This is a genomic window from Paraplanobispora siamensis, assembly GCF_016863175.1.
GTDB classification, from domain to species: domain Bacteria; phylum Actinomycetota; class Actinomycetes; order Streptosporangiales; family Streptosporangiaceae; genus Planobispora; species Planobispora siamensis.
This window is the reverse complement of sequence record NZ_BOOJ01000024.1, coordinates 15,818-37,456: the sequence shown is the minus strand read 5'-3', so window position 1 is coordinate 37,456 and position 21,639 is coordinate 15,818. Positions and strand designations below refer to the sequence as shown.

General features: G+C 72.8%; 19 protein-coding genes. 11 read left to right on the top strand and 8 right to left on the bottom strand.

The features are described from left to right. On the bottom strand, positions 1-1,326 hold the full coding sequence (locus Psi01_RS13240) for a condensation domain-containing protein (protein WP_204064292.1): 1,326 nt from the start codon (positions 1,324-1,326) through the stop codon (positions 1-3). A gap of 7 nt (positions 1,327-1,333) precedes the next feature. Then, a complete protein-coding gene (locus tag Psi01_RS13235) occupies positions 1,334-2,839 on the bottom strand; it encodes a class I adenylate-forming enzyme family protein (RefSeq protein ID WP_204064291.1) in 1,506 nt (501 codons plus the stop codon). A 362-nt stretch (positions 2,840-3,201) separates the two neighbouring features. Between Psi01_RS13235 and Psi01_RS13230 the strand changes: the two genes are divergently transcribed. The 5 genes from Psi01_RS13230 to Psi01_RS13210 all read left to right on the top strand — a co-directional run bounded on the left by Psi01_RS13230 (position 3,202) and on the right by Psi01_RS13210 (position 10,031). Then, the gene (locus tag Psi01_RS13230; protein ID WP_204064290.1) at positions 3,202-6,324 is read left to right on the top strand and encodes a non-ribosomal peptide synthetase; all 3,123 of its coding nucleotides are present in this window, start codon (positions 3,202-3,204) and stop codon (positions 6,322-6,324) included. A 1-nt stretch (position 6,325) separates the two neighbouring features. Continuing rightward, positions 6,326-6,544, top strand: coding sequence for an MbtH family protein (locus Psi01_RS13225; RefSeq protein WP_204064289.1), 219 nt, complete (start codon positions 6,326-6,328; stop codon positions 6,542-6,544). After that, positions 6,537-6,776, top strand: coding sequence for an acyl carrier protein (locus Psi01_RS13220; protein ID WP_204064288.1), 240 nt, complete (start codon positions 6,537-6,539; stop codon positions 6,774-6,776). The genes Psi01_RS13225 and Psi01_RS13220 overlap by 8 nt, the downstream gene beginning before the upstream one ends. Then, the gene (locus Psi01_RS13215; RefSeq protein ID WP_239127612.1) at positions 6,776-8,125 is read left to right on the top strand and encodes a condensation domain-containing protein; all 1,350 of its coding nucleotides are present in this window, start codon (positions 6,776-6,778) and stop codon (positions 8,123-8,125) included. Before Psi01_RS13220 ends, Psi01_RS13215 begins: the two co-directional genes overlap by 1 nt. A gap of 67 nt (positions 8,126-8,192) precedes the next feature. After that, positions 8,193-10,031: a N,N-dimethylformamidase beta subunit family domain-containing protein gene (locus Psi01_RS13210; protein ID WP_204064286.1), complete on the top strand. Its 1,839-nt coding sequence runs from the start codon at positions 8,193-8,195 to the stop codon at positions 10,029-10,031. Positions 10,032-10,043: 12 nt separating this feature from the next. Here the strand turns inward: Psi01_RS13210 and Psi01_RS13205 are convergent, their stop codons facing one another. Both Psi01_RS13205 and Psi01_RS13200 read right to left on the bottom strand, forming a co-directional pair. Beyond that, positions 10,044-10,676 carry a M15 family metallopeptidase gene (locus tag Psi01_RS13205; protein WP_239127582.1) on the bottom strand — a complete coding sequence of 211 codons (633 nt, stop codon included), beginning with the start codon at positions 10,674-10,676 and terminating at the stop codon, positions 10,044-10,046. 23 nt (positions 10,677-10,699) lie between these two features. Next, complete coding sequence (locus Psi01_RS13200) at positions 10,700-11,860, bottom strand: ROK family transcriptional regulator (protein ID WP_204064284.1); 1,161 nt, start codon at positions 11,858-11,860, stop codon at positions 10,700-10,702. Positions 11,861-12,069: 209 nt separating this feature from the next. Between Psi01_RS13200 and Psi01_RS13195 the strand changes: the two genes are divergently transcribed. The 4 genes from Psi01_RS13195 to Psi01_RS13180 all read left to right on the top strand — a co-directional run bounded on the left by Psi01_RS13195 (position 12,070) and on the right by Psi01_RS13180 (position 16,870). Then, positions 12,070-13,392: an extracellular solute-binding protein gene (locus Psi01_RS13195; RefSeq protein ID WP_204064283.1), complete on the top strand. Its 1,323-nt coding sequence runs from the start codon at positions 12,070-12,072 to the stop codon at positions 13,390-13,392. A gap of 2 nt (positions 13,393-13,394) precedes the next feature. Then, positions 13,395-14,405, top strand: a complete 1,011-nt coding sequence (locus Psi01_RS13190) for a carbohydrate ABC transporter permease (protein WP_204064282.1) — start codon at positions 13,395-13,397, stop codon at positions 14,403-14,405. A 59-nt stretch (positions 14,406-14,464) separates the two neighbouring features. Then, positions 14,465-15,316 carry a carbohydrate ABC transporter permease gene (locus Psi01_RS13185; RefSeq protein ID WP_204064357.1) on the top strand — a complete coding sequence of 284 codons (852 nt, stop codon included), beginning with the start codon at positions 14,465-14,467 and terminating at the stop codon, positions 15,314-15,316. A 99-nt stretch (positions 15,317-15,415) separates the two neighbouring features. Then, positions 15,416-16,870: a glycoside hydrolase family 3 protein gene (locus Psi01_RS13180; protein ID WP_204064281.1), complete on the top strand. Its 1,455-nt coding sequence runs from the start codon at positions 15,416-15,418 to the stop codon at positions 16,868-16,870. A 129-nt stretch (positions 16,871-16,999) separates the two neighbouring features. Here Psi01_RS13180 and Psi01_RS13175 read toward each other — a convergent pair whose 3' ends face one another. Then, on the bottom strand, positions 17,000-18,178 hold the full coding sequence (locus tag Psi01_RS13175; RefSeq protein WP_204064280.1) for an ROK family transcriptional regulator: 1,179 nt from the start codon (positions 18,176-18,178) through the stop codon (positions 17,000-17,002). A gap of 258 nt (positions 18,179-18,436) precedes the next feature. Here Psi01_RS13175 and Psi01_RS13170 point away from each other — a divergent pair, with 258 nt between their 5' ends. Together Psi01_RS13170 and Psi01_RS13165 are read left to right on the top strand one after the other, a co-directional pair. Next, positions 18,437-18,886, top strand: a complete 450-nt coding sequence (locus Psi01_RS13170) for an RrF2 family transcriptional regulator (RefSeq protein ID WP_204064279.1) — start codon at positions 18,437-18,439, stop codon at positions 18,884-18,886. Positions 18,887-19,052: 166 nt separating this feature from the next. Continuing rightward, the gene (locus Psi01_RS13165) at positions 19,053-19,841 is read left to right on the top strand and encodes an Fpg/Nei family DNA glycosylase (RefSeq protein WP_204064278.1); all 789 of its coding nucleotides are present in this window, start codon (positions 19,053-19,055) and stop codon (positions 19,839-19,841) included. Positions 19,842-19,919: 78 nt separating this feature from the next. Here the strand turns inward: Psi01_RS13165 and Psi01_RS13160 are convergent, their stop codons facing one another. The 3 genes from Psi01_RS13160 to pgsA all read right to left on the bottom strand — a co-directional run bounded on the left by Psi01_RS13160 (position 19,920) and on the right by pgsA (position 21,631). Beyond that, complete coding sequence (locus Psi01_RS13160) at positions 19,920-20,315, bottom strand: helix-turn-helix domain-containing protein (RefSeq protein WP_203873147.1); 396 nt, start codon at positions 20,313-20,315, stop codon at positions 19,920-19,922. Positions 20,316-20,522: 207 nt separating this feature from the next. Continuing rightward, positions 20,523-21,026, bottom strand: coding sequence for a CinA family protein (locus Psi01_RS13155; protein ID WP_204064277.1), 504 nt, complete (start codon positions 21,024-21,026; stop codon positions 20,523-20,525). After that, a complete protein-coding gene (gene pgsA / locus Psi01_RS13150) occupies positions 21,023-21,631 on the bottom strand; it encodes a CDP-diacylglycerol--glycerol-3-phosphate 3-phosphatidyltransferase (protein WP_204064276.1) in 609 nt (202 codons plus the stop codon). Before pgsA ends, Psi01_RS13155 begins: the two co-directional genes overlap by 4 nt. Positions 21,632-21,639: the final 8 nt, after the last annotated feature.

Sequence of the window (21,639 nt, the reverse complement as noted above, 5' to 3'; positions counted from 1 at the left end):
TCAGCGGCGGGCCAGGTCGCGCAGGCGCAGGTCGGGGTCGCGGGCGGCCCCTCGCAGCAGCAGGCGCAGGTCGGCGGCCACCTGACCGGCGTCGGGCACCGCCTCGGGGTCGTGGCGCAGGGCGACGGCCAGGCCGTCCGGCCCGTCCACGCACTGCAGGTGCAGCGCGCCGCGGACGCGGCCGTTGGGGACGGTACGGTCCACCGCGCACTCCAGGCCGGTGAAGACCGGGTCCGGGACACTGCTGGTGCGGTAGCTGACCGAGACGGGGGCCAGCGCGGCGTGCGGCCGCAGGCGGGGCAGCGCCCGGCTCAGCGGGACCCGGCGGAACCGGTAGATCTCCCGCAGCCCGGCCCGCAGGCCCGCGGCGAAGGTGTGGAAGCTCTCCCCCGGCTCCGGTTCCGAGGCGACGGGCAGCTCGTTGACGAACACCCCGATGTGCCCGGCGGCCTCGGCGGGCCGGGTGGACAGGTCCACGGCCGTGGTGACGGAGGCGTTGCCGTACCCGGCCAGCAGGGCGTGCAGCGCGGCCAGGAACGTCTCGAACCGGGTCAGACCGGCGACGGGCGCGAACTCGGCGGAGAAGCGGAGGGTACGGCCCTCGGCCGCCCGGCGGGAGCGCAGCTTCCGGCCGAGCACCGTCGTCTCACCCGGCTCCCGCCACCGGGCCGCCCAGAACTCCCTGGCCGCCGGCAGCTCGGCGGCGACCCGCTCGCGCTCGGCCCGGCCGTGGTCGAGCGCGGGCAGCGAGGTGAGCCGCTCACCGTTGTGCAGGGCGGCCAGGTCGCGGACCAGGATGTCCTTGGAGTGGCCGTCGAAGACCAGGTGGTGGGCGGTGAAGACGAGGGTGTGCCGCCCGGGGCCGGTCTCGGCGAGGGCGAAACGGGCCAGCGGCCCCTTCTCCATGTCGAACGGCGCGAGGATCTCCTCCCGCAGTTCCCCGGGCCAGGTGTCCGGGTCGCCCGCCATGGCCGCGTTCCCCGACGTGGCCGCGTCCCCGGGCGGGATGTCCGCCGCCGGGATCCGCGTGCGCCGTACCGGCACGGGGGCGCCGGGCGCCAGCCGCAGGCCGCCGGCCGCCTCCGCCACCACCGAGCCCAGCATCGGGTGGCGGTCCACGACCGCGGAACAGGCCGCCGTCAGAGCGCCGGGGTCCGCCTCGCCGCGCAGGTGGACCAGGATCGGCATGTGGTAGGCGGTTCCCGCGGCGCCCGTCTGCTCGGTCACCCACATCCCCTGCTGCAGGAAGGTGACCTCGGCGCCCTCCGGGCCCGGCGGCGGGTTCGGCAGGGCGGCCCGTTCCCCGCTCATGGACCCCTCGCTCATGGACTCCTCACTCATGAGCCAGGGCCATGTCCGCGGGGGCGGTCAGAGAGGCGCGCAGGGCCCGTTTGTCCACCTTGCCGCCCGCGTTGCGGGGCAGCGCGTCGAGCGTGACCACGTGGGCCGGCATCTCGTGCGGCGCGAGCCGGCCGGTCAGGAACAGGCGCAGTTCCTCGGCCGTCACGGCCTCGCGGACGACCATGGCCACGGCCACGACGGTCCCCATCACCGGGTGCGGCACCCCGAACGCGGCCGCCTCGACCACGTCCGGATGCCCGAACACGGTCTCCTCGACGTGGATCGTGGAGACCTTGTGGGCACCGGACTTGACCACGTCGCTCTCGCGGTCGACGAGATAGAGGTATCCGTCGGGGTCCAGGTAGCCCAGGTCGCCCATCCGGATCCAGCCGTCGCGGAAGGTCCCGCTGCCGGGGTCGCCGTAGTAGGAGCGCGGCGCGGCCGGGGAGCGCATCCAGACCTCGCCCGTCTCCCCCTGCGGGAGCGGTTCCCCCTGCGGGGTGGCGATCCTGACCCGTCCTCCGGCCACCGCCCGGCCCACGCTGCCGGGCCGCTCGGGATCGAACATCATGATCGTCTGAGCGGGGGCAGCCTCGGTCGAGGTGTAGTAGTTGGTGATCATCGCGTTGGGGAAGGCCTCGGTCAGGGCCGCCGCGACCGGCGCGGGCAGGGGCGCGGCGGCGGAGCCGAGCAGCAGCACGCTGGACAGGTCGTGGCGCCCGGCGACCCCCGCGTTGAGCAGTTCGATGGCCATCGCCGGGACGAGGAAGACCGTCCCGGCCCGGTAGGACTCGATCAGCGCGGCGAAGCGGCCCGGGGTGAAGCGCGGCAGGGTCACCACGGCCGGGTGGGCGTCGAGCGCGTTGATCAGCATCGTCTGACCGGCGTTGGTGCCGATCGGGAAGGCGTGCACCAGATGCCGGGAGTGCGCGAACGGGCGCCGCTTCGCGCCGCAGCCGTACGCCAGGTTGGCGTGGGTGGCGGCCACGCCCTTGGGGCGGCCGGTGGTGCCGGAGGTGTAGAGGATCTGCGCGAGATCGTCCGGCCGGGGAGGGTCCGTCACGGCGTCCCCGGCGCTCTTCTCATAGGAGGTCTGCGCCGGCGCCCCCGCCCGCAGGCCCTCGGGTGTCACGGTCCAGCCGTCCGCGGGCACCTGCAGCCCCTCGGCGTGGACGACCCCCACAGCGCCGCAGTGACCGAGCATGAACCGCAGGTCGGCGGGGGCGAGGGCGTCCGACAGCGGTACGGCCGCCGCCCCCGCCTTGAGCACCCCGAAGAACGCCACCGCGTAGTCCGCCCAGTCCCCGTTGCCGAACACCAGGCCCACCCGGTCGCCGCGGCCGACACCGCGCTCCACCAGGCCGTTCGCCAGCTCGGTGGAGCGTTCGTCCCACCGGCCGTAGGTCAGCGGCGCCGAGCCCTGCACGATCAGCGCGACCCCCTCGGGGTCGGCCAGCGCCCGGTCTCTCAGCAATTGGGTGACGGTCAGGTTCACCACGTGAACCTCCCAACAAAAGATCGGATGTATGAGAGCCAAAAGCGTGCGGTCGCTACGGCCTCAACAGGAAAGAATCTTTACTATTCCGATTCGAGCGTCAGTCTTACATGATCGAAACAGCAGCGCAAGCCCTTTGCGGCAACACGCGGGGCAGCCCCCGCCACCCCGGGCATCCGGGGTCTTGCGCACCCTCGAAGGAGGTGTAAAACTGGCGAGCCGTACCCAACTGAAAGGTTTCTTTCCGGAAAGACGCCTTTCTGGAAGCGCACTCAGCTGGGCGGATACGCGCGCCCCGGGCCTTGTCGCCCGTCATTTTCCTGCGCCCGTACGCACGTGAGCCCGCACCCGCCGAAGGAGACCCCGTGCCCCAGCCGCAGACCGTCTCTGCCGGCCGACCGCACGCCGACCTCGTGCATGAGCATCCCCTCTCGCACAGTCAGCGGCGGCTCTGGTTCCTCTACCGCTTCGACCCGGCCGATCCGAGCTACAACACCTCCTACGTTTACAGGTTGAAAGGTCACCTTGACAAGGCCGCTCTGGCCGCCGCGTTCACCGCGGTCGCGGCCCGGCACGAGAGCCTGCGCACCCGCTTCCGCGAGACGGACGGGCAGCCCGTGGCGGTCGTCGGCCCGCCCGCGCCGGTGGCCGTCCGGCACCTGACCGCCCGCGACGAGCAGGAGGCGCGGGACCTGGTCGCCGGGCTCACCAACACCGCCTTCGACCTGACCGCCGCCCCGCCGTTCCTGGTCTCCCTGATCGAGCTGGCCCCGGACGACCACGTCCTGTGCGTCGTCGTGCACCACATCAACAGCGACGGCTGGTCGCTCAACGTGCTGCGTGCCGAGGTGGCCGCCCACTACGGCAGCCGCGGCGCCGCGCCCCTGCCCGGCCCGCCGCTCCAGTACGGCGAGCACGCCCGCCGGGCGCGCTGGACGGAGACCGACCTGCGCTGGTGGGTCGAGCATCTGGCCGGGGTTCCCCCGCTGGACCTGCCCGCCGACCGGCCCCGCCCCGCCCAGCGGTCCGCGGCCGGGGCCGCGCTCGACTTCCGGATCGAGCCCGGGCGGGCCGCCGGGATCGCCGATCTCGCCCGCCGGGCGCGCTGCACGCCGTACATGGTGCTGTTCGCCGCCTACCAGGTGCTGCTGGCCCGGCACACCGGCCAGGACGACTTCTGCGTGGGCGCCCCGTCGGCCGGCCGCAACCGCGTCGAGCTGGAGTCCGTGATCGGATTCCTGTCGAGCACGCTGCCCATCCGCTGCGACCTGTCCGGCGACCCGTCCTTCACCGAGCTGCTGCAGCGCACCCGGCGCTCGGTGCTGGACGCGATCTCCCGGCAGGACGTCCCGTTCGAGCGCCTGGTCGCCGAGCTCGACGTGCGGCGCGATCTCAGCCGCACGCCGGTCTTCCAGACGATGTTCGCCCTGCACACCCACGGCGAGGAGTACGACCCGCTGCCCGGGGTGACGGCCCTGCCGTTCCCCAACGGATGGCACCCCGCGCGCCACGACCTGTCGGTGGACATGGCCGCCGAGCCGGACGGCGCCCTGAGCGGCCGGGTCATCTACAGCACCGAGCTGTTCGACCCCGAGACCGTGGCCGGGTTCGTCGAGCGCTTCCTGGAGCTGCTCGACGCGGCCGTCGCCGACCCCGGCACGCCCGTCAGCGCGCTGCGCATGCTGCCGCGGGCGGAGCTGGCCGCGATCGACGCCTGGAACGCGGAGACCGGGGCCGGGCTGCCGGAGACGACCCTGGCCGAGATGGTGCTGGCGCAGGCCGAGGCCACCCCGGACGCGGTGGCCGTCGTCTGCGGCGAGGACACGCTGACCTACGCGGAGCTGACCGCCCGGGCCGCGGACCTCGCCGCCCGGCTGGCCGCGGCGGGCGCGGGCCGCGGATCCCTGGTCGCGATCCGGATGGAGCGCGGCGCCGACATGCTCGTCGCCCTGCTGGGCACGGCGATGAGCGGGGCGGCCTACCTGCCGGTGGACCCCGACTATCCCGAGGCCCGCATCGCCTACGTGCTCGAGGACTCGGCGGCCGCCCTGGTGCTGACCTCGCTCGACGACCTGCCCCCCGCCCCGGACGGCACCGTCCCCGACCGGCCCCGCCCCGGTGACACCGCGTACGTGCTGTACACCTCCGGCTCCACCGGGCGGCCCAAGGGCGTGGTGGTCCCCAACCGCGCGCTGGTCAACTTCCTGCTGGCGATGCGCTCGCTGGTGGGCTCCACCCCGCGCGACACGTGGCTGGGCCTGACCTCGCTGTCGTTCGACATCTCCGCGCTGGAGCTGTACCTGCCGCTGGTGACCGGCGGCCGGGTGGTGATCGCCGATGCCGGGGCGGCCAGGGACGGGGAGCTCCTGGCCCGGCTGGTCCGTGAGAGCGGGGTCACCCACGTGCAGGCCACGCCGTCGGGCTGGCGGGTGCTGCTGACCGGGGACCTGCCCCGGGTGACGGCGCTGACCGGCGGCGAGCCGCTGCCCGCGTCGCTGGCCCGCGAGCTGCGCCCGCGCGTGGCACGCCTGCTCAACGTGTACGGCCCGACGGAGACGACGATCTGGTCCACCGCCTGGGAGGTGCCCGCCGATCCCCGGGAGATCGTGATCGGCCGCCCGATCGCCAACACCACGGTCCACGTCGTGGACGCCTCCGGTGAGACGGTCCCCCTCGGGGTCCCCGGCGAGCTGCTCATCGGCGGCGCCGGGGTGGCCACCGGCTACCTGGGCCGTCCCGCGCTGACCGCCGAGCGCTTCGTCCCCGGCCCGGACGGCTCGCGCCGCTACCGCACGGGCGACCGGGTACGGCTGCTGCGCGACGGGACGCTGGAGTTCCTCGGCCGCACCGACAACCAGGTCAAGCTGCGCGGCCACCGGATCGAGCCGGGCGAGATCGAGGCCGTGATGGACGCCTGCCCGGGCGTCCGGCAGTCCGTCGCGGCGGTCCGCGGCGACCTGCTGGTGGCCTACGTCGTGCCGGACGCAGGAGAGACGCCGGGCGCAGGAGGAACGGAAAACGACGGGGACGCGCACCGGGACCTGCTCGACCGGGTGCGCGAGCACCTGGAGCGGCAGCTGCCCGGCTACATGGTGCCCGCCGTGCTCACCGCGGTGGACGCGCTGCCGCTGACGCCCAACGGGAAGATCGACCGTTCCGCGCTGCCCGAGCCGGTCGCCGCGGCCCGCGAGCACGTCCCCCCGCGCAGCGACGCCGAGGAGCTGGTGGCCGAGGTCTTCGCCGAGATCCTCGGCGTCACCGGGATCGGCGCCTTCGACGACTTCTTCGCCCTGGGCGGCCACTCGCTGACCGCCGCCAGGGTCGTGGCCAGGATCCGCGCGCTCGCCGAGGTGGACGTGCCGATCCGCACGCTGTTCGCGCGCAGCACCGTGGCCGGGCTCGCAACCGCGGTGGAGGAGCTGCTGATCGCCGAGATCACCGAGTTGTCGGAAGAGGAGGCGGCACGCCTCATGGAAGCAGGGAGCTGAGATGAGCCACCTCGTCGTGGTCAACCACGAGGAGCAGTATTCGATCTGGCCGGCCGACCGGGAGCTGCCCTCCGGCTGGCGCGCGGAGGGCACCGCCGGCGACCGGCAGGAGTGCCTGGACCACATCGAGCGGGTCTGGACGGACCTGCGCCCGCTCAGCGCGAGAGGCATCGAAGGGCCCGCGGCCCGGACCACCCCGGAGGGAACGCCCGATGCTTAGGGAACGACTGGCCGCGATGGTGGCCTCGGCCTCGGACGGGGCGGTCACCGCCCGGGAGGCGATGGAGGCCACGGTGCCGCTGTCCGCGCTGGGGGTCACCTCCCTGGCGCAGATGCGGCTGATCGACGCGGTGGAGAGCGAGTTCGGCATCGAGTTCGACCTCTCCCGCGCCGGAGCCGGCGTGCTGGAGGACCTGGACGCCCTGGAGCGCTACGTCACCGGGGCGGCGTGATGGAGATCCGCTTCTCCGGGGGCCGGTCGGGCACGGCCCCGCTGACCTGGGGCCAGCGGGCCATCTGGGACACCGTCCGCAAGACCGCGCCGGACGACCGCTACTTCAACTTCGGCCGGATCCTGCCGGTGCCCGGACGGGCCAGGCCGCTGAGCCCGGAGGGGGCCGCCGCGATGCTCGGCGCCCTGGTGGAGCGGCACGAGTCGCTGCGGACCCTGATGGACGCGGACGGCTCGGGGACGCGGATCCTGGACTGCGCGGAGCCGTACCAGGCGCTGCGGGACTCCGGCACGATCCCGCTCACCGTCACCGCCGGCGACCCTGAGCGCCTGCTGGAGGAGCTGACCGCGACCGCCTTCGACTACGCCGCCGAATGGCCGCTGCGGGCCGGGCTGGTGGTCGACGGCGGCGAGGTGACCCACATCGTGCTCGCCTTCTGCCACCTGGCCACCGACGGGCTGGGCGCCGAGGTCGCCGTGCGCGACCTGCGGCTGCTGCTGATGCGCGGCGCCGTACCCGGCCCGCCCCCGCCGCAGCCGCTGGACCTGGCCCGCTGGCAGGAGTCCGGGCCCGGCCGGCGGGTGGCGCAGATCGCCGCCGAGCACTGGGAGGGCGAGTACCGGCGCATCCCGCCGACCATGTTCGACCGCCCCTCGGGCGAGGCCGCGGACCCGCCGGTGTGGCGGGCCAAGCTGGTGTCCCGGGCGATGGACCTGGCCGTCCAGCGCATCGCCGCCCTGCACGCCACGAGCACCTCGACCGTGCTGCTGGCCTTCTCCTCCCGGCTGGTGTCCGGCGTGACCGGGCACGAGGTGTGCGCGATGCTGCCGATCGTGGGCAACCGCTTCCGCGGCGACACCGTGAACGCGGTCACCACCCTTTCCCAGGAGGGACTGTTCGTCCTCGACTCCGGCCGCGCGGACCCCGGGGACACCGCCGGGCTGCTGCGGGAGGCCCGGCCGGCCGCGCTGCGCGCCTACCGCTCCGCCTACCACGACCCCCGCGACCGCGACCGGCTGACGGCGGCGGTGAGCCTGGAGCGGGGCACGGCCGTCCATCCCTACTGCTGCTTCAACGACATGCGCTTCACCGACCGCGCCGACGCCTCCCACGACGAGCGGACGGTACGGCGGGCGCTGGACGACACCACGCTGACCTGGCCGCTCAGCCAGGACCGGCTCAACTGCCGGTTCTGCCTGCACCTGACCGCCGAGCCCGGCGGGCTGGGAGTCTCGGTGACCGCCGACACCCGGTTCATGCCCCGGCCGGCCATGGAGCGCTATCTGCTCGACCTGGAGTCGGCGCTGGTGACGGCGGCCTTCCGGCAGGTGCCGGAGCTCGTCGGTTGACCTCCTCACCGGCCCTGTCACCGAGGCCCCGGCCGCGGGCCTCAACGTCGACGTCGAAGGGGACGCGATGACCGTCTACGCCTACGCCGAGTCCACCTCCCGCGCCCAGGGCGAACGGCTCGCATTCCACCTGGCCCACACCTCGCGGGCGCCGCTGCAGGGCCTGGTGCGCGTCGAGGACGTCGCCTCCGGCCGGGGCGTGCTCGACGCGGAGTTCGACGGCCCGCTGTGGAACCTGGACATCCCCGCCGAGTGGGCCAGCTCGCTCTACCGGGCCGTCTTCACCTCGGGCGAGGACTCCGGCGAGGACGGCTGCGAGGTGTACTTCGCGGTCCGCGCGGCCCGGCCGAGCTCGCCGATCCTGCTGTCGATCCCGTTCCCGACCTGGCAGGCCTACAACCGGGCCGGGATCCCCGGCGAGTCGCTCTACTGGAGCGAGGAGCCCACCCGGGCCGCGCGCGTCTCCTTCGACCGGCCGGGCGGCGGCCCGCCGCCGGAGCGCTGGGAGGAGGGCATGATCCGCTGGCTCGGGCCCGCCGGGTACCGGGTGGACTACTGCTCGGGCCTGGACCTGCACGAGGGCGGGGAGCTGCTGTCCGGCTACCGCCTGCTGGTGGTCAACGGCCACGACGAGTACTGGTCGGCGGGCATGCGCGACGCCGTCGAGGAGTTCGTCCGCCGGGGCGGCAACCTCGCGGTGTTCTCCGGCAACACCTGCTGGTGGCAGTTCCGGCTGGAGGACGGCGGGCGCACCATGGTCTGCCACCGCGACGCCGTCTCCGACCCGCTGTCCGCGGTGGAGCCGGGCCTGACCACCGTCGAGTGGTCCGGCTCGCCGGTCGACCGGCCGGAGAACGCGATGATCGGGGTGAGCTTCCGCCGGGGCGCGGGGACGTGGGGACCGTACATGCAGCGCATGCACGACGAGTCCTACGTCGTGCGCTTCCCCGAGCACTGGGCGTTCGCGGGGACCGGGCTGGGCGAGGGCGACAAGTTCGGCCAGGGCGCGATCGGCTACGAGACCGACGCGTGCGACTTCACCGAGGTCGACGGCGTCCCGCTGGCCACCGGCCGCGACGGCACTCCCCCGTCCTTCGTCATCCTGGCCACCGCCGACCTGCGCCACTGGCACCGGTACGGCCAGGGCGGCATGGCCACCATGGGCGTCATGCGCCTGGGCGCCGGGACGGTGTTCAACGCCGCCACCGTGAACTGGGGCAACGCCCTGCACACTCCGGCCGTGGACCGGATCACCCGCAACGTGCTGGACCGGCTCTCCGCGCCGGTCCGCGGCTGGGAGGTGATCGGGACGGCGGACTCGCCGCGCGCGCTGGCCGTCCTGGACTCGACGCTGTACGCCGCGGGCCGGGACGGCTCGCTGCTGGCGCGCGAGGTCTCCGGGCAGAACCTGCGCTGGCGGCACGTGGGGACCACCCCCGGGGTGATCGCCCTGGCGGTGCCCCGCGAAGCGACCGTCGTCCGGCCCATCGGCCTGTACGGCCTGACCGAGGACGGCCGCCTGGTCCTGCGCGAACCCGACGGCTCGTGGACCTCGCTCGGCCAGGCGCCCCCCGGCGCGGACGGCCTGGCCACGACCAACGGGGCGATGTTCGCCTCCACCGGCGAGACCCTGTGGCACCTGCCCGCCGACGGCGGCTCCTGGACACCGGTGGACACCGCCCCGGGCGTGGTGACCCTCACCGCCGCCAACGGCCGCCTCTACGCCGTGGACGCGGCCGGCCGCGTGCGCACCCGCCTGCCGCTGGCCGCCGCGGAGCCGTGGACGGACCTGTGCGACGCCGGCGGCACCACCGTCCTGACCGCCCACGCCGGACGGCTGATCGGCACGGCCGCCGACCGGCCCCTCTCCTGGCGCCCCTGCGCGCCCGACCCCGACCCCGCCTAGCGGGCGGGGGGATCACCCCTGCCGGGGACCGTAATGGGCCGCGGGAGCGTGGGTGACCATGGCCCAGTAGCGGTCGCCGTAGGACCAGTGCCACCACTCGGTGGGATAGTTCACCAGGCCCGCGTGCTCCAGGGCCGCGCCCATGAGCTTGCGGTGGTGACGGGCCTCGGCCGACAGGCCGGGGGCCGCGGTGTAACAGGCGCCGTTGCTCTGCTCGGGGGTGGCGTTGACGGCCGTGCCCATGTCGATCTCGGCGCCGTCCTCGGTGCACAGGGTCAGGTCCACCGCCGCGCCCGCGGTGTGCGGGGCGACCTCGACGGGTGAGACGTACCGGCTGGCCGCCTCACGCAGCTCGTCGGGCGATATCCCGGGGAACGCCTCCCGCAGGAACGCCGAGTAGTCCTCGAAGATCTTCCGCTGCGTGGCGAGCGGACGGTAGCCCTCCACGACCAGCAGCCGGTAGCCGGCCGGGAGCTGCGACTGCGCCTGCTCCAGCCGTTCCACCAGTCCCTGCCGCAGCAGCGCGAAGGCCCCCTCGGGATCGGCCAGCCGGTCGTCGACCCGCAGCCGCCCCCGGATGTCGATCAGTGGCTCTTCGTTCTCCTCGATCGGAATCGAGACGACTTGGGGGTCAGAGATCAACACGATTTCCCGCATATAGGCCATTGTCACACCGTGTCGGAGAACACCTCTTCGCGGGCCCGCTGGAGCGCCGAGACCAGGGCCCCGCGCAGGACGGGATCGCCTTCGACCTCGGTGGTCACCACCCGGGGCTGACTCGGGCAGACCCGGGCCACCGCCTCCTCGACCCTGGTCGCCAGGGCGTCGGCGCCGGCCCGGCCGACGTCGCCGCCGAGCACGATCAGCTCGGGGTCCAGGACCACGGCCACCGCCGCCACGCCGACCGCCAGCCGCCCGGCGAGCTCGTCGAGGAAGCCCTCGGAACCGGTGGCCACGGCCGTACGGACCCGATCGCCCACCGACTCGCCGGCGACGCCGTACGAGCCCGCCAGGCCGGTGACGGCGTCCCCGCCGACCAGCCGCTGGAAGGAGCCCGACTGAGGCTCGCTCACGTCGGTCGGCAGCGGCTCGCCGGGGACCGGCAGCCAGCCGATCTCGCCCGCGCCGCCGGTGAAACCGCGGTGCAGGCGCCCGCCGAGCATGACCCCCAGGCCCTGGCCGACGCCGGCCCACACGAGCACGAAGTCGTCCATGCCCCGGGCGGCGCCGTGGGAGCGCTCGGCCAGCGCGGCCAGGTTCACGTCGTTCTCGATCGTCACCGGGATGCCCAGGTCCCGGCGGAGCTCGGCCAGCACCCCCTCGTGCCAGGAGGGCAGGTCGAAGGAGAAGCGCATGTCGCCGGTCCGGGGGTCGACGACGCCCCGGGCGCCGATCACGAAGGCGCGCAGCCGGGAGAGCCCGATGCCCGCCGTCGCGCAGGCCTTCTCTACGACGCCGCGCACCAGCCGTACCGGGTCCTCGTGACCGGTGGGGTCGGCGAAGACCTCGGCGACGAGCTCGCCGGTGATGTCGGCGATCCCCGCGCTGATCCGGTCGGGCAGTACGTCGAGGCCGGCGACATAGGCGCACGAGGGCACCACGCCGTAAAGTGCGGCGTTGGGACCGCGACCGCCGGCCTGCTCGCCGACCACCGAGACCAGGGCCCGCTCCTCCAGCCGGGACAGCAGCTGACCCGCCGTGACCTTGGACAGGCCGGTATGCTCTCCCAGCTCAGCCCGGGTCAACGGGCCGCTGGCCAGCAGGAGCTCCAGTGCCGCGCGGTCGTTGAGCTGGCGCAGCAGCCTGGGCGTTCCCGGACGTCTTGGCACGATCGGCCTCCCCCGTCACGATCCGCTAACGATCGTTTCTTTTAAGAAAGTTTCTTGTTAGTTTAGCCGCAGGCAGTCCGGCGGCAAGTAATCGAGCCCTGGGACTGCGATAGCGCCGACCGCTCCTAGTGAGTGCAGAGGGTCGCGGGGACCCGAGCCGATACAGATGAGCGCGAACCCGACGAAAGCCGGGAAGGGAGAACCCCACAGTGAAGATCGCAAGGATCGCCGTTACGACGGCCACCACCGCCGCTCTGGCCCTGGGCCTCGCAGCCTGCGGTTCCAGCGAGCCCACCGAGACCGCGCCCAAGGCCGACGCCTCGGCCGCCGGCCCGAAGTTCGCTGGTGAGACGCTCACCGTCTGGCGTCTCGGGGACAGCAACCCGGCCGCCCAGAAGTACACGGACGCGCTGGTCGCCGCCTTCGAGCAGCAGACCGGCGCGAAGGTCAAGGTCGAGTGGATCCCCTGGCCCCAGGTGAACGACAAGTTCACCGCGGCCGCCGCCGGCGGCGCCGGCCCGGACGTCACCGAGATCGGCAACGACCAGGTCCCGCTGTGGCAGAGCCAGGACGCCCTGCACCCGGTCACCGCCGTGGTCGGCGGCGGCGAGCAGGCGGAGATCCCCAAGAACCTGCTCGGCCTCGAGACCATCGACAACGAGGTCTACGCCGTGCCGTGGGGCGGCGGCTCCCGCGCGGTCCTCTACCGCAAGGACTGGTTCGAGGACCTCAAGATCGAGGTTCCGAAGACCTGGGACGAGTTGGTCGCCGCGGCCAAGAAGATCCAGGAGGAGAAGGGCAAGGACGTCGACGGCTTCGCCTTCAACGGCGGCTCCGACGCCAACCACCTCCTCGGCGCGCTCGCCTGGACCGAGGGCGGCGACTACGCCGTCAAGGAGGGCGACAAGTGGGTCGGCAAGGTGACCGACCCCGCCTTCAAGGCCGGCTTCGCCACCTACACGGGCCTGGTGACCGAGGGCCTGTCCGGCAAGTCCCGTCTGACCCAGAACACGGTCGACATCCGCCGGCGCTTCGCCAACGACAAGGTCGGCATGTACCTGACCGCCGGCTGGGACCTGCCCGGGATCGAGGAGGACAGCAAGGGCAAGCTCAAGGGCGACAAGCTCGGCTTCTTCCCGCTGCCCTCCAAGGCCGGCGGTGAGGCCGCGTCCTTCTTCGGCGGCAACGACATCGCCGTCTGGAACGACGCCAAGAACAAGGAGCTCGCGACCGAGTTCGTGAAGCTGGCCACCACCAAGGAGTGGGCGACCCGCTACGCCACCGAGGGCGGCCTGCTGCCGGTCTACCCGGACGCCCTTGCCAAGCTGAGCGAGGACCCGGCCCAGGCTCCGTTCGCGGCGGCCTTCGCCAAGGCCAAGGCCTTCCCGGCCGACCCCAACTGGACCGAGGCCAACGAGACCAAGGCCGTGCTGCAGAACGCGGCCCGCTCGGTCATCGAGGGCAAGGCCACCGCTGACGAGGCCCTGGCCAAGGCCAACACGGAACTCGAAGAGATCCTGAACCAGCAGTAACGATGACGAACACGTCGACGATCGCCCGGGGTGGGGGCAACCTCCCCACCCCGGAGCGGTCCCCCAAGCGCTCCAGGCGCCAGGCGAAGGCCAGCGGGCTTCCCGCCTGGGTGATCCCGTACGTCCTGATCGTCCCCGGCCTCCTGGTCATCGCGGGCCTGCTGCTCTACCCGCTGATCCAGATGATCGTGATCTCGTTCCAGAAGGTGGGGCTGCGCCAGATCCGCGGCGTCCCCGCGGACTGGGTCGGCGGGGACAACTACACGCAGATCCTCGACAACGAGATCTTCTGGTCCTCTCTCCGCAACACCGTGGTGTTCGCCGTCATCACGGTGACCCTGACCCTGGTCCTGGGCACCGCGGTGGGCACCCTGCTCAACAAGCTGAGCAGGCGGATGTCCGCACTCGTGATCGTCGGCATCATGTCCGCCTGGGCGGTCCCGCCGGTCGCCCAGGGCGTCATCTGGCGCTGGCTCTTCGACGCCGACGCCGGAATGATCAACTGGGGACTCAACCTGCTCCCCGACTGGTTCTCCGAGATGCTGTTCGGCCGCGCGGACTGGACCGGTGAGCCCTGGCTCAACGATCCGTTCAGCCTCTACATCGCACTGATCGTCTGCGTCGTGTGGGCCTCGTTCCCGTTCATCGCGGTCTCGGTGCTGGCCGGGCTCAAGGGCATCCCCTCGGAGCTGTACGAGGCGGCCCGGGTCGACGGCTCCAGTGCCTGGCGGACCTTCAGGAAGATCACCCTGCCTCTGCTCAAGCCGGTCTTCTCCGTCCTGACGATCCTGTCGATCATCTGGAACTTCAAGGTCTTCAGCCAGCTGTACGTGCTGATGAACGGGCCGACCAACCGCGAGGCCTTCAACCTGTCGATGTTCTCCTTCGCCGAGGCCTTCCGCAGCCCGCCCAAGATGGGCACCGGCGCGGCGATCGCGGTGATCCTGACGGTGCTGCTGCTCATCGTCACCGCCGTCTACATCCGGCAGATCGTGAAAACGGAGGAGCTGTGACGACCTCGCTCTCCCCCCGGACCGCACCGGCGTCCCGCCGGCGGCCCTCCTCCTCCGGGATGAGCCCGCTGGCCCGCAAGCGGCTGTCCAGGGCGGCTCTCAACACCGCCGGTGTCCTGGTCTTCCTGTTCGCGACCTTCCCCGTCTACTGGATGGTCTCCACCGCGCTCAAGACCAACGACCAGATCTTCACCACCGACTTCATCCCCATCCCGAGAGAGATCACCTTCGAGCACGTCGAGCGGATCCTCACCGAGGGCGTGGCCGGCAACTCGATCTGGGTCTACATGCGCAACAGCGCGATCGTCGCCCTGGGCACCGTGCTCATCGGCGCGGTCTTCGCGCTGCTGGCCGCCACCGCCATCGCGCGGTTCCGGTTCCGGGGGCGCACCAGCTTCCTGATCCTGCTCCTCGTCGTGCAGATGATCCCGGCCGAGGCCCTGCTCATCCCGCTCTTCCTCAACGTCAGGCGGCTCGGTCTCTACGACAACCTGCTCGGCTTGATCGTGATCAACGTCGGCCTGACGCTGCCCTTCGGCGTCTGGATGCTGCGCACGTTCGTCGCCGCGGTGCCCAAGTCGCTGGAGGAGGCGGCCTGGATCGACGGCGCGAGCCGGTTCACGACCTTCTGGCGGGTCCTGTTCCCGCTCGTGGCCCCCGGGCTGGTCGCGACCAGCATCTTCTCCTTCATCACCGCGTGGAACGAGCTGATCTTCGCGTTGATCCTGATGTCGGAGTCATCCGGCTACACGATGCCCGTCGCCCTGCAGTTCTTCTTCGGGCAACGGGGTGTCGACTGGGGCGCCATCATGGCCGGCTCCACGATGATGACCATCCCGGTCGTCGTCTTCTTCCTCCTGGTGCAGCGGCGGATGGTCTCCGGCCTCGTCGCGGGCGCCGTCAAGGGCTGATCCCCCTGGCGCTGGTACGGCCCGCGCTCACGAGGCGCGGGCCGTACCAGCCCTGCCCGCATTCCCCTATTCCCTACAGGTAAGGAGCGCTGCAGCGCCATGTCCGAGCTCATCACGGGCCCCAGCGAGCGGGGGCTGTACCGCCTGGCGGCCGGCACGCTTCTCGTCGCCTTCCAGGGGACCACCGCTCCCGACTGGGTCATGCGAGGGCTGGAGGACGGTCTCGGCGGCGTCACCCTGTTCGGCTTCAACGTCGCCGACCCCGCCCAGCTGTCCGCTCTGACCGCGAGCCTGCGCGCGGCCGGCGACCCGGTCATCTCGCTGGACGAGGAGGGCGGCGACGTCACCCGGCTCGCCTACCACGTGGGCAGCCCCTACCCCGGCAACGCCGCCCTGGGCGCCGTGGACGACGTCGAGCTGACCCGCAACGTCTACTGCTCCATCGCCGACGACCTGGCGCGCTGCGGCGTCAACCTGGACATGGCCCCCGACGCCGACGTCAACACCGCCGACGACAACCCGGTGATCGGCACCCGCTCCTTCGGCTCCGACGCCGAGCTCGTCGCCCGGCACACCGTCGCCGCCGTGCACGGCCTGCAGGCCGCGGGCGTGGCCGCCTGCGTCAAGCACTTCCCCGGCCACGGCGCCACCCGCCAGGACTCCCACCTGGAGGTCCCGCTCGTCGAGGCCACCATGGACCTGCTGTACTCGCGTGAGCTCGTGCCCTTCCGCGCCGCCATCGAGGCCGGCACGAAGTCCGTCATGACCGCGCACGTCCGGGTGCCCGCCCTGACCGGCGACCTTCCCGCGACGCTCTCGCCCGCCGCCCTGACCGGCCTGCTCCGGGGCGAGCTGGGCTACGACGGCGTCGTGGTCTCCGACGCCCTGGACATGAAGGCGATCACCGACTCCTACGGCCTGGCCGGGGGCGCGGTGCTGTCCCTGGCGGCCGGCACCGACCTGCTGTGCCTGGGACCGATCCCCGCCGAGTCCGACGTCCAGGAGATCATCACCGGCATCGTCGAGGCGGTCCGGGACGGCCGCCTGTCCGCCTCCCGCCTCGAGGAGGCCGCCGAGCGCGTGGCCCGCCTGCGCGCCTGGTTCGCCGAGCCCCGGCAGGTCTCCGCCGGGGAGAGCGTGATCGGCCTGACCGCCGCCCGGCGCGCGGTCACCCTGACCGGATCGGCCTCCCCGCTGGTCGACCCCCTGGTGGTCGAGGTCGACACCCCGCCGACCATCGCGGTCGGCGACGTGCCCTGGGGCTTCACCCCCTGGCTCTCCCAGGCCGAGGTCATCCGGATCAAGCCGGAGGGCGCCGACGTCGCGGCCATCCTGGAGCGCGCCGGCGGCCGCTCCCTGATCGTGGTCGTCAAGGACGCCCACCGCTACGAGGCCAGCCAGTCGGTGGTCTCCGAGCTGCTGGCCGCCCGCCCCGACACCACGGTGGTGGAGATGGGCCTGCCGATCTGGCGCCCGAAGGCCGCCGCCTACCTCGCCACCTACGGCGCCGCCCGCGCCAACGCCCAGGCCGCCGCCGAGCTCCTCGGCGTCTGACCGTCCCACGGGACACGCCGCCCGCCCGCCGGGCCCGCGTGCTCCCGCAGGCGCGACGGCCGTTCGGCGCCCCGCGAGACACCGCACCCGTCCGGCCGGGCCGCGCGCTCCCGGAACGGCGGGCCCGCGTCAGGAGGCGAAGATCTCCTCGCGGGCCTGCTCCAGGGCCGCCAGGACGGCTCCGCGCAGGACCGGGTTGCCGTCCACCTCGCTGGGCAGCACCTGCGGGCGCACCGGGCAGATGCGGGCCACGGCCTCCTCGATCCGCCCGGTGAGCGTGCTCCCGCCCGCCTGGCTGACCTCTCCGGCGAGCACGACCAGTCCGGGGTCGAGCACCACGCACACCGACGCCACGCCCAGCGCCAGCCTGCCCGCGATGTCGTCCAGCAGGGGCTCGCCGCGCTCGCCCGCGCCGACCGCGGCGGCCACGCACTCGGCCGCGTTGCGCCCCACGAAACCGTACGAGGCGGCCAGCTCGGTCACCGTCTCGGCGCTCACCAGGGACTGCAGACCGCCCGCCAGCGAGGGCAGCCGGCCGGGTACGGCCCGCACGTCCGCCGCCAGCGGCACCCCCGGCACCGGGAGGTAGCCGATCTCGCCCGCGCTGCCGGAGCGGCCGCGGTGCAGCCGCCCGCCGAGCACGACGCCCAGGCCGATGCCGCGGCCCACCCACAGCAGCACGAAGTCGTCGGCGCCGCGGGCGGCACCGAGGGTGCGCTCGGCGACGGCGACGAGGTTCACGTCGTTCTCGATCTTCACGTCGCGGCGCAGGTCGCGGGCGAGCGCCTCGTGGATGCCCTCGTGCCAGCCCGGCAGGTCGAAGGAGAAGCGCACGTCGCCGGTGCGCGGGTCGACCACGCCGGGCGTGCCGATCACGACCGCCCGCAGCTTGGAGAGCGCGACCTTGGCCGACCGGCAGGCCTTGACCACAGCGTTGTGCACGACCGCGACCGGGTCGTCGTGCTCGTCGGGCGCGACGGTCGCCTCGGCGACGATGTCCCCGCGGATGTCGGCCACGGCGGTGGTGACGAACTCCGGGCCGACGTCCAGCCCGGCCACATAGGCGGAGGAGGAGACGATGCCGTACAGCGCCGCGTTGGGCCCTCTGCCGCCCGCCTGCTCGCCGGCCACCTCGACCAGCCCCCGCTCCTCCAGGCGGGCCAGCGTCTGGGACGCCGTCACCTTGGACAGACCGGTGAGCTCCCCGATCTGACCCCGCGTCAACGGCCCGGAGGTGAGCAGCAGTTCCAGGGCGGCCCGGTCGTTGATCTCTCGCAGCAGCCTGGGCACGCCAGGACGTCGCTCCATATGCAAGCTCTCTTTTTCGCCGTTTCCCCGTCACCGTGACGATCAGGCTGAATAACGATCCCATCCATTTAACAAAGCTTCCAGAAGCTTAGCGCGAGGACGCGAATTCCCCGGGACCTATGGGAGCGCTCCCGTGGCCGGTGGGAGGACGTTTCCGTTCTCCGCCGGCGGGCGCGTCGGTCATCCGGCGGATGCGAGCGCCCGCGAACGGCGGACCACGCGCCCGAGCAGTGGGCGGAAGCCGGGATAATCGATCGTATGCGCCTATCCGCTCGTGTCGACTATGCCCTGCGCGCCGCAGCCGAGCTCGCGGCCGCCGGCGACGGCCCAACCACCGTGGGCGAGCTCGCCAAGGAGCAGGACATGCCGCCCAAATACCTGGAGAACATCCTGCTCCAGATGCGCCGCGCCGGCCTGGTGCGGGGTCAGCGCGGCCCCGAGGGCGGTTACGTGCTGGCCAGGCCCGCCACGGAGATCACCCTGGCCGACGTGATCCGGGCCGTGGACGGCCCGCTGGCCAACGTGCGGGGCGAGCGCCCCGAGCACGTCGGCTACCGCGGGCCCGCCGAGTCGTTGCAGCAGGTCTGGATCGCGCTGCGCGCCAGCGAGCGGGCCATCCTGGAGGAGGTCACGCTCGACAGCGTGGCCACCGGCGCGCTCCCCCAGCGGGTCCGCCAGCTCGCCGCCGACCCCGCCGCCTGGGACTGACCGCCGGACGCCGTACACACACCGCCTGGAACCGATCCCGCGACGGACACCGTACACGCGCCACCGGCCCACCGACCCGTCACCCGGGGGCCGACCCGTCACCCGGGGGCCGACCCGTCACCCGGGGCCGGCCCGCGCTCCGGGGACCGGCCTATACGCTGATCGCATGCCCGAAGGCGACGTCGTCTACCGCACCGCGGGGCGGCTCCGCCGGGCGCTGGACGGCCGGACCCTGACCCGTTCGGACTTCCGCGTGCCCCGCTACGCCACCGCCGACCTGACCGGCAGGACCGTGCTGGAGACCGTCTCCCGCGGCAAGCACCTGCTCACCCGCGTCGAAGGCGGCCTGACCGTGCACACCCACCTGCGGATGGAGGGTTCCTGGCGCCTGGCTCCCGCGGGGCGCCGGACTCCGGTCGGCGACCGCGGCGACCTGGTGCGGCTGGTGCTCGCCAACGCCGAGTGGCAGGCCGTGGGCGTACGGCTGGGGATGGTGGACCTGCTCAGGACCGACCAGGAGGACCGGGTCGTCGGCCACCTCGGCCCCGACCTGCTGGGGCCCGACTGGGACCCGGATGAGGCCGTACGGCGGCTGCTGGCCCAGCCCGGCCGGACCATCGGGGAGGCGCTGCTCGACCAGCGCAACCTGGCGGGCATCGGCACCATCTACCGGGCCGAGACGTTGTTCCTGTCGAAGGTCTCGCCGTGGCGGCCGGTGGAGGCGGTGCAGGACGTGAGGGGGCTCGTGGAGATCGCCCGCAGGTTGCTGGAGGCCAACAAGGAGCGGGTCGAGCGGACGACCACCGGGGATCTGCGCCCGGGGCGGGACATGTGGGTCTACGGAAGGGCGGGACGGCCCTGCCTGCGGTGCGGGGGCAGGATCAGCCGCGGGGAGATGGGACCGCAGCCACAGGAACGACTGATCCACTGGTGCCGCCGCTGCCAGCCTGAGTGACGGCCGGAGTCGTCGGCGCGCACGGTCGGGAGACCGCCCGCCGGCCCTCGGCGGAGCGGAAGGGGACGCGGCCCGCCGTCAGGCGGCGACCATGTCCTTGACGTCGGGGGTGTGCTCGATGGGCGGAACGACGGCCCGGAAGCCCTCGAACGCGTCCTCGGGAAGGGATCCCGGCACGGTCTCGGCGATGGGCAGACGCTCCCGCTCGGGCACGTCGGCCAGCACCGGGGCGTGCTGGAGCTCGGCCAGCGCGAACTGGTCGGACACCTCACGGAGCACCTGGGACAACGGCACGCCCAGCGCACCGCAGATCGACGCGAGCAGCTCGGACGAAGCCTCCTTCTGACCGCGCTCCACCTCGGACAGATAGCCGAGAGAGACCCGAGCCAGTGTGGAGACCTCACGCAAGGTGCGACCCTGCCGCACCCGCAGCCGCCGCAGCACGTCACCGAGCAGCTGACGCAGCAGGACCATCTGTCGCTCCCTCCCCGGCGCGGACGCCTTCACGACGCTCCGCGCGGCCGGTTCGTGCCGCCCGTTCTTCGAACGCGACCCTTCGTACATTCGCCTCGCCGTCATCATCGCTTGACGCTGCCCTCACTCACAGATCCACCGTACCCGCATCGACCGACACCGCGGCAGACCGTCGTGAGCATGTTCGCTGGGGACGTAACGCGGTAATCATCCTGAATGTTCCCCAGAGTTCGACTCCAGAACATCTCTCAGCAGATCCACAGCCTCATTCACGGTCTGCTCCCGGATCTGTGCGCGCGTCCCGCCGAGGTCCACATCCCGGTGCCATACCCGCCCGCCCGGACCGCTAACGGCCAGGTGAACGGTGCCTACCGGTTTCCCGTCCTGCGGATCGGGCCCGGCCACCCCGGTGGCCGCCAGACCATAGGTGGCGCCGGTGAGCTCGCGCACCCCGTCCGCCATCGCCGCGGCGACCCCAGGATGCACCGCGCCCTCGCGCTCCAGCAGATCGGCGGGGACGCCGAGCAGGCGCCGCTTGAGCTCGGTGGCGTAGGACAGGACGCCGCCCACGAAGGCGGCGGAGGCGCCAGGCGGGACGGTCAGCGCCGCGCCGATCATCCCGGCCGTCAGCGACTCGGCCGTCGCCACCGTCTCGCCCCGGCGGACGAGCAGCGCGAGCACCCGGGCGGCGGCAGACGGGCCCGGGCTCATCGCTCGGCCCGCGCCCGTCTGGCCACCTGCCGCAGCTTGATCGCCCGCACCACGTAGTCGACCCCGGTGCCGACGGTCACCAGGACCGCCGCGCCCATGGTGATCCAGCGGACCAGGTCGGGCACCCCGGGCCACATGTAGAAGGTGATGGCGAGGATCTGCAGGACGGTCTTGACCTTGCCGCCGTAGCTGGCCGGGATGACGCCGTGCCGCAGGACCGCGAAGCGCAGCATCGTGACGCCGAGCTCCCTGCCGATGATCACCGCGGTCGCCCACCACGTCAGCTCGCCCAGGATCGACAGGCTGATCAGGGCGGCGCCGATGAGCGCCTTGTCGGCGATCGGATCGGCGATCTTCCCGAAGTCGGTGACCAGGCCGTAGCGGCGCGCCAGCTCACCGTCCAGGAGGTCGGTCAGCGAGGCCACCAGGAAGACCACCAGTGCGGTGACCCGCCAGCCGGTGCCCGGCAGGAACAGGCAGACCGTGAAGAACGGAACCATCGCCAGTCGTATCACCGTCACGACGTTGGCGATGTTCCACGCGCTCACCTTGGGGCCCGTGATCGCCGGCGTCACGTTGGTGCCGGTCTCTGGCGTGTTGGTCATACGCTCTC

Coding starts and splice junctions, on each gene's coding strand:
- Psi01_RS13240 (WP_204064292.1), bottom strand. CDS start 1,326: ATGAGCGAGGGGTCCATGAGCGGGGAACGGGCCGCCCTGCCGAACCCG.
- Psi01_RS13225 (WP_204064289.1), top strand. CDS start 6,326: ATGAGCCACCTCGTCGTGGTCAACCACGAGGAGCAGTATTCGATCTGG.
- Psi01_RS13220 (WP_204064288.1), top strand. CDS start 6,537: ATGCTTAGGGAACGACTGGCCGCGATGGTGGCCTCGGCCTCGGACGGG.
- Psi01_RS13215 (WP_239127612.1), top strand. CDS start 6,776: ATGGAGATCCGCTTCTCCGGGGGCCGGTCGGGCACGGCCCCGCTGACC.
- Psi01_RS13210 (WP_204064286.1), top strand. CDS start 8,193: ATGACCGTCTACGCCTACGCCGAGTCCACCTCCCGCGCCCAGGGCGAA.
- Psi01_RS13190 (WP_204064282.1), top strand. CDS start 13,395: ATGACGAACACGTCGACGATCGCCCGGGGTGGGGGCAACCTCCCCACC.
- Psi01_RS13185 (WP_204064357.1), top strand. CDS start 14,465: ATGAGCCCGCTGGCCCGCAAGCGGCTGTCCAGGGCGGCTCTCAACACC.
- Psi01_RS13180 (WP_204064281.1), top strand. CDS start 15,416: ATGTCCGAGCTCATCACGGGCCCCAGCGAGCGGGGGCTGTACCGCCTG.
- Psi01_RS13175 (WP_204064280.1), bottom strand. CDS start 18,178: ATGGAGCGACGTCCTGGCGTGCCCAGGCTGCTGCGAGAGATCAACGAC.
- Psi01_RS13170 (WP_204064279.1), top strand. CDS start 18,437: ATGCGCCTATCCGCTCGTGTCGACTATGCCCTGCGCGCCGCAGCCGAG.
- Psi01_RS13165 (WP_204064278.1), top strand. CDS start 19,053: ATGCCCGAAGGCGACGTCGTCTACCGCACCGCGGGGCGGCTCCGCCGG.
- Psi01_RS13160 (WP_203873147.1), bottom strand. CDS start 20,315: ATGGTCCTGCTGCGTCAGCTGCTCGGTGACGTGCTGCGGCGGCTGCGG.
- Psi01_RS13155 (WP_204064277.1), bottom strand. CDS start 21,026: ATGAGCCCGGGCCCGTCTGCCGCCGCCCGGGTGCTCGCGCTGCTCGTC.
- pgsA (WP_204064276.1), bottom strand. CDS start 21,631: ATGACCAACACGCCAGAGACCGGCACCAACGTGACGCCGGCGATCACG.